General features: G+C 72.8%; 17 protein-coding genes. 2 read left to right on the top strand and 15 right to left on the bottom strand.

The annotated features are described in order from the left end of the window. Both BGP03_RS12625 and lysS read right to left on the bottom strand, forming a co-directional pair. A partial coding sequence (locus tag BGP03_RS12625) for an Lsr2 family protein (protein ID WP_299736372.1) occupies window positions 1-334 on the bottom strand: 334 nt, incomplete at its 3' end. Window positions 335-451: 117 nt separating this feature from the next. Further along, window positions 452-1,906 carry a lysine--tRNA ligase gene (gene lysS / locus BGP03_RS12630; protein ID WP_296373614.1) on the bottom strand — a complete coding sequence of 485 codons (1,455 nt, stop codon included), beginning with the start codon at window positions 1,904-1,906 and terminating at the stop codon, window positions 452-454. A 105-nt stretch (window positions 1,907-2,011) separates the two neighbouring features. Here lysS and BGP03_RS12635 point away from each other — a divergent pair, with 105 nt between their 5' ends. Beyond that, a complete protein-coding gene (locus tag BGP03_RS12635; RefSeq protein ID WP_298800015.1) occupies window positions 2,012-2,188 on the top strand; it encodes a hypothetical protein in 177 nt (58 codons plus the stop codon). Window positions 2,189-2,240: 52 nt separating this feature from the next. Here BGP03_RS12635 and BGP03_RS12640 read toward each other — a convergent pair whose 3' ends face one another. From BGP03_RS12640 to ftsH, 11 genes are all read right to left on the bottom strand, one after another. After that, window positions 2,241-3,089: a type III pantothenate kinase gene (locus BGP03_RS12640; RefSeq protein ID WP_296373358.1), complete on the bottom strand. Its 849-nt coding sequence runs from the start codon at window positions 3,087-3,089 to the stop codon at window positions 2,241-2,243. Then, window positions 3,089-3,496 carry an aspartate 1-decarboxylase gene (gene panD, locus BGP03_RS12645; protein ID WP_296373360.1) on the bottom strand — a complete coding sequence of 136 codons (408 nt, stop codon included), beginning with the start codon at window positions 3,494-3,496 and terminating at the stop codon, window positions 3,089-3,091. Before panD ends, BGP03_RS12640 begins: the two co-directional genes overlap by 1 nt. Window positions 3,497-3,507: 11 nt before the next feature. Further along, window positions 3,508-4,398 carry a pantoate--beta-alanine ligase gene (gene panC, locus BGP03_RS12650; protein ID WP_296373362.1) on the bottom strand — a complete coding sequence of 297 codons (891 nt, stop codon included), beginning with the start codon at window positions 4,396-4,398 and terminating at the stop codon, window positions 3,508-3,510. A gap of 31 nt (window positions 4,399-4,429) precedes the next feature. After that, window positions 4,430-5,320: a DUF2520 domain-containing protein gene (locus BGP03_RS12655; RefSeq protein ID WP_296373364.1), complete on the bottom strand. Its 891-nt coding sequence runs from the start codon at window positions 5,318-5,320 to the stop codon at window positions 4,430-4,432. A gap of 156 nt (window positions 5,321-5,476) precedes the next feature. Further along, window positions 5,477-6,745 carry a PrsW family intramembrane metalloprotease gene (locus BGP03_RS12660; RefSeq protein WP_298800013.1) on the bottom strand — a complete coding sequence of 423 codons (1,269 nt, stop codon included), beginning with the start codon at window positions 6,743-6,745 and terminating at the stop codon, window positions 5,477-5,479. A 53-nt stretch (window positions 6,746-6,798) separates the two neighbouring features. After that, the gene (locus tag BGP03_RS12665; RefSeq protein ID WP_296373367.1) at window positions 6,799-7,254 is read right to left on the bottom strand and encodes a DUF3180 domain-containing protein; all 456 of its coding nucleotides are present in this window, start codon (window positions 7,252-7,254) and stop codon (window positions 6,799-6,801) included. 37 nt (window positions 7,255-7,291) lie between these two features. Continuing rightward, entirely contained in the window at window positions 7,292-7,786 is a 495-nt protein-coding gene (gene folK, locus BGP03_RS12670) for a 2-amino-4-hydroxy-6-hydroxymethyldihydropteridine diphosphokinase (RefSeq protein ID WP_298800012.1), read from the bottom strand. 64 nt (window positions 7,787-7,850) lie between these two features. Continuing rightward, a complete protein-coding gene (gene folB / locus BGP03_RS12675) occupies window positions 7,851-8,246 on the bottom strand; it encodes a dihydroneopterin aldolase (protein ID WP_296373372.1) in 396 nt (131 codons plus the stop codon). 10 nt (window positions 8,247-8,256) lie between these two features. Further along, window positions 8,257-9,096 carry a dihydropteroate synthase gene (gene folP / locus BGP03_RS12680; protein WP_298800022.1) on the bottom strand — a complete coding sequence of 280 codons (840 nt, stop codon included), beginning with the start codon at window positions 9,094-9,096 and terminating at the stop codon, window positions 8,257-8,259. Between the two features lie 50 nt (window positions 9,097-9,146). Continuing rightward, window positions 9,147-9,734: a GTP cyclohydrolase I FolE gene (folE, locus tag BGP03_RS12685; RefSeq protein WP_298800011.1), complete on the bottom strand. Its 588-nt coding sequence runs from the start codon at window positions 9,732-9,734 to the stop codon at window positions 9,147-9,149. Window positions 9,735-9,769: 35 nt separating this feature from the next. Continuing rightward, window positions 9,770-12,133 (bottom strand): ATP-dependent zinc metalloprotease FtsH, encoded by a 2,364-nt coding sequence (ftsH, locus tag BGP03_RS12690; protein WP_296373375.1) that lies wholly within the window; start codon window positions 12,131-12,133, stop codon window positions 9,770-9,772. Between the two features lie 281 nt (window positions 12,134-12,414). On the opposite strand from ftsH, the gene BGP03_RS12695 reads away from it, so the two are divergent. Beyond that, window positions 12,415-13,389, top strand: a complete 975-nt coding sequence (locus BGP03_RS12695; RefSeq protein WP_296373378.1) for a serine protease — start codon at window positions 12,415-12,417, stop codon at window positions 13,387-13,389. Here the strand turns inward: BGP03_RS12695 and hpt are convergent. Continuing rightward, a complete protein-coding gene (gene hpt / locus BGP03_RS12700; protein WP_296373380.1) occupies window positions 13,380-13,925 on the bottom strand; it encodes a hypoxanthine phosphoribosyltransferase in 546 nt (181 codons plus the stop codon). The two genes, BGP03_RS12695 and hpt, sit on opposite strands and share 10 nt — an antisense overlap. 23 nt (window positions 13,926-13,948) lie before the next feature. Further along, window positions 13,949-14,911, bottom strand: a complete 963-nt coding sequence (gene tilS / locus BGP03_RS12705) for a tRNA lysidine(34) synthetase TilS (RefSeq protein ID WP_298800010.1) — start codon at window positions 14,909-14,911, stop codon at window positions 13,949-13,951. Window positions 14,912-14,923 lie beyond the last annotated feature (12 nt).

The following is a 14,923-nucleotide window of genomic DNA, read 5'->3' on the forward strand; positions in this document are numbered from 1 at the left end:
GGTGGTAGGCCTCGAGCACCTCGGCCGGAATGCGGCCGCGGTCGGAGACCTTCATGCCACGCTTGCGGGCCCATTCCCGGATGGCCTGGTTCTGCTCACGGTCGATCGTGGGACGACGGGCCGGAGCAGCCGATGCGGCGGGCCGACGGCCGCGGCCGCCACTGAGGCGACGGGCGGAGGCGATGAACTCCGCGAGGGCGTCGCGCAGCTTACCGGCGTTATCCTCCGACAGGTCGATCTCGTAGGTCTTGCCGTCGATACCGAACTCGAGGGTCTCGTCGGCCTCGTTGCCGTCGAGGTCGTCGACCAGTCGAATCTCCTGGATCTGCGCCACCGTCGCAGCCCTCCGTCACTTCTCTCGCAGTAGTTGTGCGGCGACGCCGCATGGCCGCACGATATAACTATTACAGCGACACTGTCGAGTCGATCGGGATGTGTCACCCCGGCGTAGCTACTCGGAACGTACCAGTGGGAACAGAATGGTGTCGCGGATTCCGAGACCGGTGAGTGTCATGAGCAGGCGGTCCACTCCCATGCCCATCCCACCGGTGGGCGGCATGCCGTACTCGAGGGCCCGGATGAAGTCGTCGTCGAGCTGCATCGCCTCGGGGTCGCCGGCCGCCGCCTTCAACGACTGCGCGGTGAGCCGCTCCCGCTGGACCACGGGATCCACCAGCTCGGAGTAGCCCGTGGCCAGCTCCGTGCCGAACACGTAGAGGTCCCAGGCCTCGGCGAGCCGCGGGTCGTCGCGGTGCTGGCGGGTGAGCGGCCGCACCTCGACGGGATAGTCCCGGACGAACGTCGGAGCCACCAGAGTGTGCTCGACCAACTCCTCGAACAGTTCGAGGACGATCTCGCCCGCGGTCAGGCCGTCCTTGAGCTCGATGTCGTTCTTGACGGCGATCTCGCGCAGATCGGCAATCGGTGTATCCGGCGTCACATCCGTTCCGATCGTGTCGGACAGGACACCGTGCAATGTCACCGAACGCCACTCCCCGCCGAGATCGTGTACCGATCCGTCGACATGGTGCACGGTGGTGGAACCGAACACCGCGCACGCCGCCGCCTGAATCATCGCGCGGGTGACGTCGGCGATGTCGTCGTAGGTGGCGTAGGTCTGGTAGGCCTCGATCATCGTGAACTCGGGCGAGTGGGTGGAGTCGATGCCCTCGTTCCGGAACACCCGGTTGATCTCGAAGACCCGCTCGACTCCGCCGACCACCGCGCGCTTCAGGTAGAGCTCGAGCGCAATACGCAGGTACAACTCCTGATCCAGCGCATTCGCCCGGGTCACGAACGGGCGGGCGGTGGCCCCGCCGTGCAGCAACTGCAGGATCGGCGTCTCGATCTCGACGTAGTCGCGGCCGTGCAGGACATCACGCAGGGCCCGGAGCACCTGGGCCCGGCGGCGCACCATTTCGCGGGTCTGGGGGCGCACGATGAGGTCGACGTAGCGCTGGCGGACGCGCATCTCCTCGGACAGCTCGGTGTGGGTGTTGGGCAGCGGCCGGACCGCCTTCGACGCCATCTGCCACGCGTCGGCCATCACCGACAGCTCACCGCGGCGCGAGGTGATCACCTCGCCGTGCACGAACACCTGGTCGCCGAGGTCGACGGAGGCCTTCCAGCGGGCGAGCTCGTCCTCACCGACCAGGGCCAGGCTCAGCATCGCCTGCAGCTCGGTGCCGTCGCCCTCGCGCAGGGTGGCGAAGCACAGCTTGCCGGTGTTGCGCAGGAACATCACGCGCCCGGCGACCCCGACCAGCTCACCGGTGGCGACGTCCACGGCGAGGTCGGGATGGGCCTCCCGCACCTCGCGGAGGGTGTGGGTGCGCTCGACCGACACCGGGTAGGGCTCGACGCCCGCGGCGAGCATGTCCGCGCGCTTGGCCAGGCGGACCCGCATCTGCTCGGGAAGCTCGGACTCGGGCGGCTGCGGAGTTTCGGTGCTCACGCACAGAGGTTAGTAATGGCGTCGAAGCCATTCGTCGGCGGCCATAGGGTCGGGGTCGTGCTGATCGCCCGGATGTGCACGCAGTCCTGGGCGCTGGTCGCCGACCCCGCCGACCGCGACGCCGCGATCGGGGCCGTCCGCACCTACCCGGTGACCCGCCCCGAGACGTCGTCGGGCGCGTTCGACCTGCCGCTCCGGATCGAGGTCCTCAGGGCCGTACGGTCGAGCCCGTGATCTGGTCGGCGACCCGGCCGACCGCGACGCCGCACCCGGGCGCGATGCGCGACTACCTGGCCGCCCGGCCCGAGACCTCGGCCGGGGAGTTCGAGCTGCCGCTCGTCACCGACGTGCTGCGCTCGTTGCGCAGGTAGACCAGGCGCAGCCCGAGCAGCGTCAGGTCGGGCACGTACTCGGTGATCGTCTCCGACTCGCCCATCATCAGCGGGGCCAGCCCACCGGTGCCCAGCACCGTGACGGGCCCGGCCTTCGGCCCGAGCTCGCCGCGGATGCGGTTGACCAGGCCGTCCACCTGCCCGGCGAAGCCGTAGAGCACGCCGGCCTGCAGGCACTCGACGGTGTTCTTCCCGATCACCGACCGCGGCCGCACGAGCTCGACGCTGCGCAGCGCGGCCGCCCGGGTGGCCAGCGCGTCCATGGAGATCTCGATGCCGGGCGCGAGCGCCCCGCCGAGGAACTCACCCTTGGCCGAGACCACGTCGATGTTGGTGGAGGTTCCGAAGTCGACGACGATGCAGGCCGTGTCGAACAGCCGGTGCGCGGCGAGCGTGTTGACCACGCGGTCGGCGCCGACCTCACGGGGGTTGTCCACGAGCAGCGGCACACCCGTGCGCACCCCCGGGCCGACGATCACGTTCGGGTCGCCGCGGCGCTCGATGAGCAGCTTCAGCTCGCGCAGCAGGCTCGGCACCGTCGAGAGCGCGGCCACGCCCGTGACCTTGTCGGCGTAACGGCCCAGCAGCCCCCCGAACGCCACCTCCAGCTCGTCGGCGGTGATGCGCCGGTCGGTGCGCATCCGCCAGTCCCGGACCAGCGGCGGGTGGGGGTCGTCGGGCGCGGTCTCCTCGTAGAGGCCCAGCGCGATCTGGGTGTTGCCGACGTCGACGCAGAGCAGCACTAGGCCGCACCGGACAGGAGCCCGGAGCCCTCGGGGGCGTGGGCCGGGTCCGACCCCAGCTCGACCACGCGGTTCCGGTCGTCGACGAACACGACGTGCGGCGCGTAGGAGGCGAGCTCGGCCTCGTCGAGCTGGCCGTAGGCGATGAGGATGACCAGGTCACCGGGGTGCACGAGGTGCGCGGCTGCCCCGTTGATGCCGATGACGCCGCTGCCGCGGGCCCCGGGGATCACGTAGGTCTCCAGGCGGGCGCCGTTGGTGATGTCGACGATGGCCACCTGCTCGCCCTCCAGCAGGTCGGCGGCGTCCATCAGGTCGCGGTCGACGGTGACGGAGCCGACGTAGTTCAGGTCGGCCTGCGTCACGGTCGCGCGGTGGATCTTGGACGTCATCATGGTGCGCAGCATCGTTGCTCCTGTCAGAACCGGACGGCGACGTTGTCGATCAGGCGGGTGGTGCCGAGCCGGGCCGCGACGAGCAGCCGCGCCGGGCCCTCGGCCGGCACCGGCCCCAGGTCGGGATCGCGCAGCTCCAGGTACTCGACGTCGATCGTGGGCTCCTGCGCGAGGACGTCGCGGGCCGCGGCGAGCACCGCCTGCGGCCCGCGCACCGACACCGACGCCCCGGCGGCCAGAGCCCGCTGCAGCGTGGCGGCCCGCACCCGGTCCTCGGGTGAGAGGTAGACGTTGCGCGACGACAGCGCCAGCCCGTCGGCCTCCCGGACGGTGGGCACGCCGACCACGTGCACGGGGAAGTCCAGGTCCCGCGCCATCTTCTTGACGAGGATGAGCTGCTGGTAGTCCTTCTCGCCGAAGAACGCGACGTCGGGCCCGATGATGTGGAACAGCTTCGCCACCACCGTCAGCACACCGGCGAAGTGGCCGGGCCGGACCGTTCCCTCGAGCTGGTCGGCGAGGCGTCCGGGCACGATCGTGGTGCCTGAATCGGCTCCGGCGCCGTCGGGGTACATGTCTTCGACCTGCGGGGTGAACACCAGCTCCACGCCCTCCTCGCGGCAGGCCTCGAGATCGGCCTCCAGCGGGCGGGGATAGCGGGAGAGGTCCTCGCTCGGCCCGAACTGCAGCGGGTTCACGAAGATCGATACCGCGATCACGGTGGAGCCCGGCGTCATCCGGGCGTGCCGGATCAGCTCGCGGTGTCCCTCGTGCAGCGCGCCCATCGTCGGGATGAGCAGCACGCGCCGCCCCGCGGCCCGCAGCGCCCGGGTGACCGGAGCGATGGCGGCGGGCGAGGAATGCACCTTGAGCGCCCCGGTGGCGAATCCCCCGCGGGTCCGGGAGGCGGTCACGAGACACCCCGACGGACGACGTCGGTGGGGATCATATTTCCTCCAGGAGTGCGCGCACATCTTTGTGGCCTTGTTCGGGCAACAGGCCCGCCGCCGCCGCCCGGTCCGCGGTGCGGGCGGCCAGCACGCGGTAGGTGTGCCCCAGGTCGGGGTCGACCGCGTCCAGCTCGCGCAGGTGCGTGCGGACCGTGCCGACGTCACCGCGGGCGACGGGGCCGGTGAGGGCGCGGTCGCCGTGGCGCAGGGCGTTGTCCAGCGCCGCCGACAGCAGGGGCGCGACGAGCTGTTCGGCCGGGCTGATCCCGGCCCGTTCCAGGGTGTCGACGCAGTCGCGCACGAGCGTGACCAGGTGGTTCGCCCCGTGGGCGAGCGCCGCGTGGTAGAGCGGGCGGACCGCCTCGGGCACCCGGACGGGATCGGATCCCATCTCGACGACGAGCGCCTCGCCGACGCTCCAGGCGGCCTCGTCGCCCTCCGCGGCGGTGACGCCGACCGAGGCCCCGGCCAGCCGGGCGACGTCCTCGATCCGCCCGGTGAACGTCATCACCGGGTGCAGGGCCAGGGGCAGCACGCCGAGCCCGGTGGCGGGGGCGAGGACGGCGACGCCGTGGGCGCCGGAGGTGTGCACGACGATCTGGCCCGGGCGGAAGCTGCCGGCGGCGGCGAGTCCGCGTACGAGGCCGGGCAGCACGTCGTCGGGGACGGCGAGCAGGGCGAGGTCCGCGCCGGCCACGACCTCGTCGGGCGGCAGCAGCGGCACGTCCGGGAGGAGGGCGGCGGCGCGCTTGAGGGACTCGCGGGAGACGCCCGATGTGGCGACGACGTGGTGGCCGGCCGCGGCCCACGACGCGCCGACGACGGCCCCGACCCGCCCCGCGGACACCACGCCCACGGCGAGCCGGGCAGGCCTGGCGGCGTTCATGCCGCCTCCGCGGGACCGAACACGTCGGCGGTACTCATGCGATCTCCTCGCTCGTTCCAGTCCTGCCGGGCAGGTACCGGACGATGGCCACCCTCGTCGGTGACCCGCACAGGCTAGGTCCACGCCCGCCGCGACCGCGACCACGCGTGACACGGTTCACCGTGGTGGGGGCCAGCTCTGCGGCGGCTGGTCGCGACCCGGGGCCTGCATCGGGCGCGGCGGCGGCCCGGCCGGCGGCGGCGTCCATCCGCCGGGGGTCGGTCCGTGGTGGCGCAGCGCCACCGTCAGCGCCTCGGGGTGGCCGACGGCCTTGTGGCGGGCGCGGACCAGCTCGTCGAGGGCTTCCTTGCGCCAGATCAGCCCGGTGTCGCCGACGGCGCCGCGCGCCATCCGCGACTGCAGGAACGCCAGCTCCGTGACGGCGGCCTGGTAGTCGGTGACGGCCTTGGCCACCTGCGGGCCCGACCGGCGCCGCACCGCCGTCCGCCAGCCGCGCCGCCCGGCCAGGCTGGAGAGCAGCGTGATCTCGCTCGGGGCGATCCAGCCGGCCTGCGCGAAGCCGGGCAGCTGGTCGGCGATCACCCGCTGCTCGCGTCGGCGCTGGTAGAGCACGAGCGCCACCATGCCGGCGAACACCGGGACCATGACGAACCCGTAGATCCCCTGGAAACCGGTTCCGCCGAACAGCGACGCCGAGGAGTTCCACAGCGCGTGCAGCAGCACGGCCCCGGCGTAGCCGATCAGCACCGCCACCACCCGGACCCCGACGTTGCGGTTGTTGGCCGCGATGCCCGCCCCGATGCCCGTCATGGCCGTGAACAGCGGATGCGCGAACGGCGAGAGCAGCCCGCGCAGCACCAGGACCGCCAGCACACCGCTGCTCGCGCCGTTGCCGGCGTCGTCGACGAAGGCGCTGCCGAAGTAGAGGATGTTCTCGGTGAAGGCGAACCCCGCTGCCACGAGCCCGGCGTAGACGATGCCGTCGATGATGCCGTCGAACTCGCGGCGCCGGAAGATCAGGATGAGCACGAGGAACGCGCCCTTGAGCCCCTCCTCGACGAGCGGCGCGATCACGACCGAACCGACGAGGTCGCCGCTGCCGCGGCCGAGCAGCTGGTCCACCACGAGCGACGCGCTGGAGTTGATCAGCAGCGCCGACAGCGCGGCGAAACCGGCGCCCCAGAGGAACGCTAACAGCAGCAGCCGTGGCGGCTCGGGCTCCCACCGGTCGATCCAGAGGAACGTGGCCACGACGGGCCCGACGGGCAGCAGCGCGCACAGTGCGCCGACCAGCACCCCGCCGAACCCGATGCTGCTGCCCAGCAACCCGATCGCGACCAGCGCGCACATCCCGAGGAGCACGAGCCCGATGACGGGCAGGAGCACCCCGCGGCGCTGCCGCTTCTGCGTCGGCAGGAGCATCATGGTCCTGCTCCCCGGTCCCCACCCACCCGTGAGCTGCGCCATGGGCAGTGAGCCTAAGGGTGGCGGGGATCCCCGTCGTCCGGGGCACGGCAGCAGTGCTCCAGCCACAACGCACCGCCGACCAGCGCGAGCGCGCACACGAGGCCGACCGCACCGGACGCGGTGTCGCTCGCCGCGGCCGAGACGGTGGACGCGCGGGGCAGCACGTAGGCCAGCAGCCCCGCCCACGCGCCCGCGACGACCGCACCGCCGAGCGACGAGGCCTTCGCCAGCACGACGGCCCGGGCGGCCACCAGCGGCTCGACGGGGCGGGTGCCGGGCTTGCGCCGGATGCGTGCCCGCAGCAGGTTGCCACCGACCAGCTCGGCCACCCCGAGCACGCCCAGCGTCACGCCGGCGAGCAGCGGGAACCCGGGCAGCGACTCGTAGGACAGCCGCACCGCCAGGTTGGCCAGCACCGCGACGACCAGAGCGACGACGAGCAGGTCGCGAGGCCTGGTGGCGGTCATGCCGGGTTCTCCTCGACCGGTGCTGCGGCCGGCCCGATCACCACAGCCCCAGGTCGTCGCGGCGCCGCATCCCGTCCTGCGCGTCGGGGCCCAGCGCGGCCAGCAGGGCGGCCACCGGCCCGTGGCCGGGCAGGACCGCGTCGGGGTCGACGTCGAGCCAGGGGCGCAGCACGGTGGCCCGCTCGACGGTGCCGGGATGCGGGAGCAGCAGGTCGGGGTGCTCGCTGCGGACCCCGTCGACACAGACCACGTCGACGTCGAGGGTGCGGGGGCCCCAGCGCACCTCGCGCACCCGGCCCGACGCGTCCTCGAGGGCCTGGCCGCGGTGCAGCCAGCCCCACTCGTCGGTGCCGGGATCCTCCACGATCAGCACGGCGTTGAGGAAGTCGGCCTGCTCGACCCCGCCCCACGGCGCCGTCTCGTAGACCGGCGACGCGGCGACGAGGACGTCGGCGAACCCGGCGACGGCCCCGCGGAGGTGGCCGATCCGGTCGCCGAGGTTGGAGCCGAGCGACAGCACCGCCCGGGTCATGCGACTCGGCCTCCGGAAAGCGCCGACTCGCGCATCCGAAACTGCCGACTCGCGGGGGTGGGGGTCATGCCGGCACGATCCTTCCCCGTTCGTCGGCGCCCTTCCGGGAGCGGCGGGCCACCACGGCGACGTCGCGGAACTCCAGCGGGATCGGAGCGTGGGGCTTGTGCAGAACCACCTCGACGGCCTGGACGCGGGCGTCGGTCATGACGTCCTCGGCCACCAGCGCGGCGACCGTCTCGATGAGGTCGTAGGGCTTCCCTCCGACGATCCCGGCGACGTTCTGCGCCAGCTCGCCGTAGTGCAGGGTGTCGGCCAGGTCGTCCGACGCGGCGGCGGGAGCCAGGTCCATCCAGACCGTCACGTCGACGACGAAGTCCTGGCCGTCGCGGCGCTCGTGCTCGAACACGCCGTGGTGGCCCCGGACCTTGAGGCCGCGGAGCTCGATCCTGTCCGTCATTGCGCCGTCCTCACTGCGGGTCCCCCAGCCACGGCCCGGCCACCCGGGCCTTCGACGCCCCCAGCTGCAGACCCGTGGCCACCGCCACCGCGTCCATGGAGGTCGGCACGTCGTGCACCCGCACCCCCCACGCGCCGGCGTGGGCGACCATCGCGGTGATCGCCGCGGTGGCGATGTCACGGTCGCGGGCGGGGCGGACCGTGCCGTCGGCGTCGGCGAGCAGGGCCCCGAGGAACCGCTTACGCGACGCCCCGACCAGCACCGGGAAGCCCAGCGCGATGAGCACGTCGAGGCGGCGCAGCAGCGCCCAGTTGTGGGAGGCGGTCTTGGCGAACCCGAGCCCGGGGTCCAGCACGAGCAGCGATGGGTCGACCCCGGCCATGACGGCCGCGTCGACCCGGGCCACGAGCTCCGCCCGGACCTCACCGATGACGTCCTCGTAGCCCGCGTTCTCGCTCATGTGCGCGCTCGGGCCGCGCCAGTGCATGAGGATCCAGGGCACCCGCGCCGAGGCCACGACGGCGGCCATCGACGGGTCGGCCAGCCCGCCGGACACGTCGTTGACGACGCACGCCCCGGCCCCGATCGCCGCCTCGGCGACGGCGGCGCGGGTGGTGTCGACGCTGACGCGGACACCGGCCGCCACCAGGTCGTGCACCACCGGCACCACGCGCGCCCGCTCGACGTCGGCGTCCACGCGTTCGGCACCGGGCCGGGTGGACTCGCCGCCGACGTCGACCAGGTCGGCGCCGGCCTCGTGCATGGCCACGCCGTGGGCCACCGCGTCGTCGCGGTCGAGGAAGCGCCCGCCGTCGGAGAACGAGTCGGGCGTGACGTTGAGGATGCCCATGACGGCGCACCGCCCCAGGTGCAGCAGGGGGGACGTGGGACCCACGGTCGTCACGAACCCCGGATCAGCGAGAGCGCCTCGGCCCGCGACGACGGCGAGGACTGGAACAGCCCGCGCACCGCCGAGGTGAACGTGCGCGAGCCCGGCTTCCGGACGCCGCGCATGCCCATGCACAGGTGCTCGGCCTCGATCACCACGATGACGCCGCGCGGTTCGAGCTTGCGCACGATCGCGTCCGCGACCTGCGCGGTGAGCCGCTCCTGCACCTGCGGCCGCCGGGCGTAGAGATCGACCACGCGGGCGATCTTCGACAGCCCCGTGACCCGGCCCGACGTACCCGGGATGTAGCCGACGTGGGCCATCCCGTGGAACGGCACGAGGTGGTGCTCGCACGTGCTGAAGATCGGGATGTCCTTGACGAGTACCAGCTCGTTGTGGTGCTCGTTGAACGTCTTCTCCAGCACCGAGTCGGGCTCGGTGTAGAGCCCGGCGAAGATCTCCTCGTAGGCCCGGGCCACCCGGGCCGGGGTGTCGCGCAGCCCCTCGCGGTCAGGGTCCTCCCCGACCGCGATGAGCAGCTCACGCACCGCCGCCTGTGCCCGCGCGTGGTCGACACCACGGTGGCCGTTGCCGGCCACCGTGGGCACCACCTGATCGCCGGGTGCCGTCGCGCTCAGCGCGGACCGTCCTCGGTCGAGCCGTTGCCGTCCTTGCTGAGGTTGGGCGGAGCTTCCGTGTGCCCGTTGCCGTTCTCGGGCTGCTGCGCGGGAGGCGTCCAGCCCTGCTGCGGCTGCTGCCCCTGCTGGGGCTGGCCCTGCCACTGCCCGGCGGGCGGCCACTGCTGCCCGGACGGGGTGGTGGCCGGGCGCCAGTCCGGCGGGGCGCCGTAGTTGTGCGGCACCGCGTTGGGGTGCTGCCCGGGCTGCGGCACCGGGGTGCCCCAGCTCTGCTGCGGGGGCGTGGCGCCCTGCTGCGGGTAGCCGCCCTGCGGGTAGGGCTGCGGGGTCGGGTAGCCGCCGTTGGACGGGCCCGGCTGGGGCACACCGTTGGCGCCACCCGGGTAGGACCCGACGGGCGTGGGCTCGCGGACCGGCTCGATCTGCGGCGGCCACGGCTCGCCGCGCTCCTGGGCCCGCTCGGCGGGCGTCAGGATCGGCGGCTTGTCGGACGGCGTGCGCCCACCGAAGTCGTTGAACGCCGTGATGCGCGGCCGCTTCTCCACCCGGTCGAAGATGCGCTCGAGGTCCTTGCGGGTGAGCGTCTCCTTCTCGAGCAGCTCGAACACCAGGTCGTCGAGGACGTCACGGTAGGTGTTGAGGATCTCCCACGCCTCGGTGTGCGCGGCCTCGATCAGCGCACGCACCTCCTCGTCGATCTCGTGCGCGACCTCGAGCGAGTAGTCGGCCTTGTTGCCCATCGAGCGACCCAGGAACGGGTCGCCCTGCTCCTGGCCGTAGCGGACGGCACCCAGGCGGGCGCTCATGCCGTACTCGGTGACCATCGCGCGGGCGATCTTGGTGGCCTGGTCGATGTCGGACGACGCGCCGGTGGTGGGCTCGTGGAAGACGAGCTCCTCGGCCGAGCGTCCGCCCATCGCGAACACCAGCCGGCCGATCATCTCCGAACGGGTCATGAGGCCCTTGTCGTCCTCGGGGACGACGAGCGCGTGGCCGCCGGTGCGGCCGCGCGGCAGGATCGTGAGCTTGTAGACCGGCTCCAGGTCGGGCATGGCCCACGCGGCGAGCGCGTGGCCGCCCTCGTGGTAGGCCGTGATCTTCCGCTCGTTCTCCGAGATGATCTTACCCTTGCGCCGCGGCCCGCCGACGACGCGGTCGACGGCCTCCTCGAGCGCGGCGGCGGTGATCAGCGTGCCGTTCTCGCGGGCGGTGAGCAGCGCGCCCTCGTTGATGACGTTGGCGAGGTCGGCGCCGGACATGCCGACGGTGCGCTTGGCCAGGCCCGCGAGGTCGACGTCGGGGCCGAGCGGCTTGCCCTTGGAGTGCACCTCGAGCACCTTGCGACGGCCGGCCATGTCGGGCGCGCCGACGGGGATCTGCCGGTCGAAGCGGCCCGGGCGCAGCAGCGCGGGGTCGAGGATGTCGGGCCGGTTGGTGGCCGCGATGAGGATGATGCCGCCGCGGGCGTCGAAGCCGTCCATCTCGACGAGCAGCTGGTTGAGCGTCTGCTCGCGCTCGTCGTGGCCGCCGCCGAGGCCGGCGCCGCGCTGGCGGCCGACCGCGTCGATCTCGTCGACGAAGATGATGCAGGGGCTGTTCTGCTTGGCCTGCTCGAACAGGTCTCGCACGCGGGACGCGCCGACGCCGACGAACATCTCGACGAAGTCGGAGCCCGAGATCGTGTAGAACGGCACGCCCGCCTCACCCGCGACCGCGCGGGCGAGCAGCGTCTTGCCGGTGCCGGGCGGGCCGTAGAGCAGCACGCCCTTGGGGATCTTCGCGCCCAGGGCCTGGTAGCGGCCCGGGTTCTGCAGGAAGTCCTTGATCTCGTAGAGCTCCTCGACGGCCTCGTCGGCCCCCGCGACGTCGCCGAACGTGGTCTTCGGCATGTCCTTGTTGAGCTGCTTGGCCTTCGACTTGCCGAACGACATCACCCGGTTGCCGCCGCCCTGGGCGTTGTTCATCATCCAGAAGAGGATGAGCAGGACGATGCCGAGCGGCACGATGAAGATCAGCATCTGCGTCAGGAAGGACTCCTGGTGCACCGCAGTGTCGAACGTCGGCTTGTTCGACGCGTTCTCGAGCTTCGTGACGATCGTGTCGCCGCTCTGCGCCGGGTACTGCGTGATGATCTGGGTGCTGCCGTCGACCGGGGTGTTGAGCGTGAGCCGCAGCTGCTGCTCGCGGTCCTCGACCAGCGCGGACTTGACGTTGCCGCTGTCGATCTGGGTGAGCGCGACGGACGTGTCGACCTGCTTGTAGCCGCGGGTGTCGTCGAACAGGACGCTGAAGGTGAAGTAGACCAGGATCGCAGCGAGGATCCAGATCAGCGGGTTTCGGAGCAGGCGCTTGCGGTCCATGCAGCTTCGGCCGGTGCGGCCTTCACCCTCCCAGACGAGTTGCTCGGGCGCGGTGCAGCGCGCTGACCGGCCCCGAGTCCGCCAGGATAGCGGTCCCCTGCGTGGTCTGCGTCGCGGCGCCGACGCGCCCACCCCGATCCCGGGGTGCGTGACGGTTCAACGAGCGGACGGGGACCGGTGTTCCCGCCACTCGAGGCACGCGCCATGATGCGCGCAACTCTTCCGGCGCGGCGTTCGTTGCACGGTTGCGGTGCAGGTTCGGCTCGGGGGAGAGACACAGAATGGTGCTCAGGACGCGCGGCCTCGTCGCAGCGGTGGCGACGGTCACGGCGGTACTCGTGGCGGCGCTGTTCGCCCCGGTCGCCACGGCGTCCACGTCCCTGACGGCGGCCCCGGCCGCGCCTGCGGCCTCCTCGAACGACTGGGCCCCGGCCGCGACGGCCGCCATCCGGCCGGGCGTGCTCACCGAGACCGCGGGCGGCGGGTCCTGCACCGCCAACTTCGTGTTCACCGCGGGCGGCACTGATGGTTCGACCCCGCAGGCGGGTCGGCGCCGCACGTTCATCGGCCAGGCCGCCCACTGCGGCGGCACCGGCGCGGAGACCGAGACCGACGGCTGCAGCTCCGGCACCGTCGGGCTCGGCGTGCCCGTCACCATCCGCGGCGCGGGTGGCCGCGACGTCACCGGCCACGTCGCCTACAGCTCGTGGGTCGCGATGCAGGCGAACGGGGAGTCCGATCCCGACAGCTGCGCCTACAACGACCTCGCGCTCGTCGAGATCGACCCCGCCGACGTGGCCCTCGTCAACCCCAGCGTCCCGTTCTTCGGGGGGCCCACGGGCATCGACACCGACGGTCTCGCCCCGGGCGAGCAGGTCTTCTCCTACGGCAACTCGCCGCTGCGGCTGGGCATCAGCGCGCTGTCCCCCAAGGTCGGCATCAGCGCCGGAGACACCGGCAGGGGCCGCAGCCACGTCGTCTACACGCTGAGCCCGGGCATCCCCGGCGACTCCGGCAGCGCCTACCTCGACGCGCGCGGGGCCGCGGTGGGCCAGCTCTCCACGCTCAACCTGGCCCCGCTGCCGGTCAGCAACGGCGTCGGCGACATCGCGAAGGAGCTCGCCTACGCCAACGCCGACGGCGGCCTGGGCGACATCGAGCTGGCCCTGGGCACGGAGCCGTTCACGCCGACACCGGCGGGCGTCGACCCGACCCAGCTGGCCACCCCGGCCGGGCCCCCGTTGGGTCAGGCGTAGACCTTGGGGTCGAGCGTGCCGATGAACGGCAGGTCGCGGTAGCGCTCGGCGTAGTCGAGGCCGTAGCCCACGACGAACTCGTTGGGGATGTCGAAGCCCACGTACTTCACGGGCACCTCCACCTTCACCGCGTCGGGCTTGCGCAGCAGGGTGCACACCTCGAGCGACGCCGGTGAGCGCGACTCCAGGTTCCGCAGCAGCCACGACAGCGTCAGGCCGGAGTCGATGATGTCCTCGACGATGAGCACGTGGCGGCCGGCGATGTCGCGGTCGAGGTCCTTGAGGATCCGCACCACACCCGACGACGACGTGGACGAGCCGTAGGAGCTCACGGCCATGAACTCCAGCTGCACGGGCACCGGCAGCGCGCGCGCGAGGTCGGTCATGAACATCACCGCGCCCTTCAGGACGCCCACCAGGAGCAGGTCCGAGCCGCCCGCCGGGTAGTCGCGGCCGATCTGCCCGGCCAGCTCGGCCGTCTTGTCGCGGATCGCCTGCTCGGTGACCAGCGTGGATGCGATGTCACCGTCGTACACGGCTGTGTGCCTCCCGGCGTCGGTCAACGGCCCCGCGCCCAGTCGAGCGGGCGCACCGAGAGCCTGCCATGCGCGCGGACCAGCTCCAACCCACCGGGGAGTGCGACTCCACCACGATCGGGGCCGTGAGCTGCGAGGTCGTCGGCGGCGCGGAGGTGGGTGTCGGTGAGTCCCCTCACACCCAGCCAGCTGCGCAGCACCCGGCGGCGCAGGGCGGGCGCCGTGCCGGCCAACCGGTCGACGAGCAGTGCGTCGCCGTCCCGGGCGCCCGCCAGGAGCTCGGCCGCGACGGCGTCGAGGGCCTCGACGTCCTCGCGCAGCTGGGTCGCCGTGCGGGCCAGCGACGCGGCCACCCCGCCGGACAGGACGTCCTCCAGCAGCGGCAGCACCTCGTGGCGCAGCCGGACGCGGGTGAACCGGGGGTCGTCGTTGTGGGGGTCGTCCCAGACCGGCAGGTCCAGCTCGGCGCAGGCGGCCCGCGTCACCGTGCGGCGCACCCCGAGCAGCGGGCGCAGCCATGGCGCGTCCCAGGTGCGCATGCCGGCCAGCGAGCGGGCCCCCGAGCCGCGGCCCAGCCCCAGCAGCACGGTCTCGGCCTGGTCGTCGAGGGTGTGGCCGAGCAGCACCGCCGAGTCCGGGTGCGGGAGCGCGGCGCGCAGGGCGGTGTAGCGGGCGCGGCGGGCGGCGGCCTCGATGCCACCGGGCCCCGTCACGTCGACGGTGTGGACGGCGGCGGGGATCCCCAGGCCGGCCAGCACGTGGACGGTGGCGGCCGCCCGCTGGGCGGACCCGTCCTGCAGCCCGTGGTCGACCACGGCGGCGCTGACGAGGGGAAGCTCCCGGACGGCGGCCGCGGCGAGCGCGAGCGAGTCCGCTCCCCCGGAGCAGGCGACGAGCACGGGCGCGGAGGTCGGCACGGCGGCCCGCACGGCCCGCCGCACCTCGCCGAACGCGCTCACCCCGCGTCCTCGCAGACCGGGCGGCATCCGCGCAGAGGT

The sequence above is a fragment of the Pseudonocardia sp. 73-21 genome (assembly GCF_001899645.1).
Classification (GTDB): domain Bacteria; phylum Actinomycetota; class Actinomycetes; order Mycobacteriales; family Pseudonocardiaceae; genus Pseudonocardia.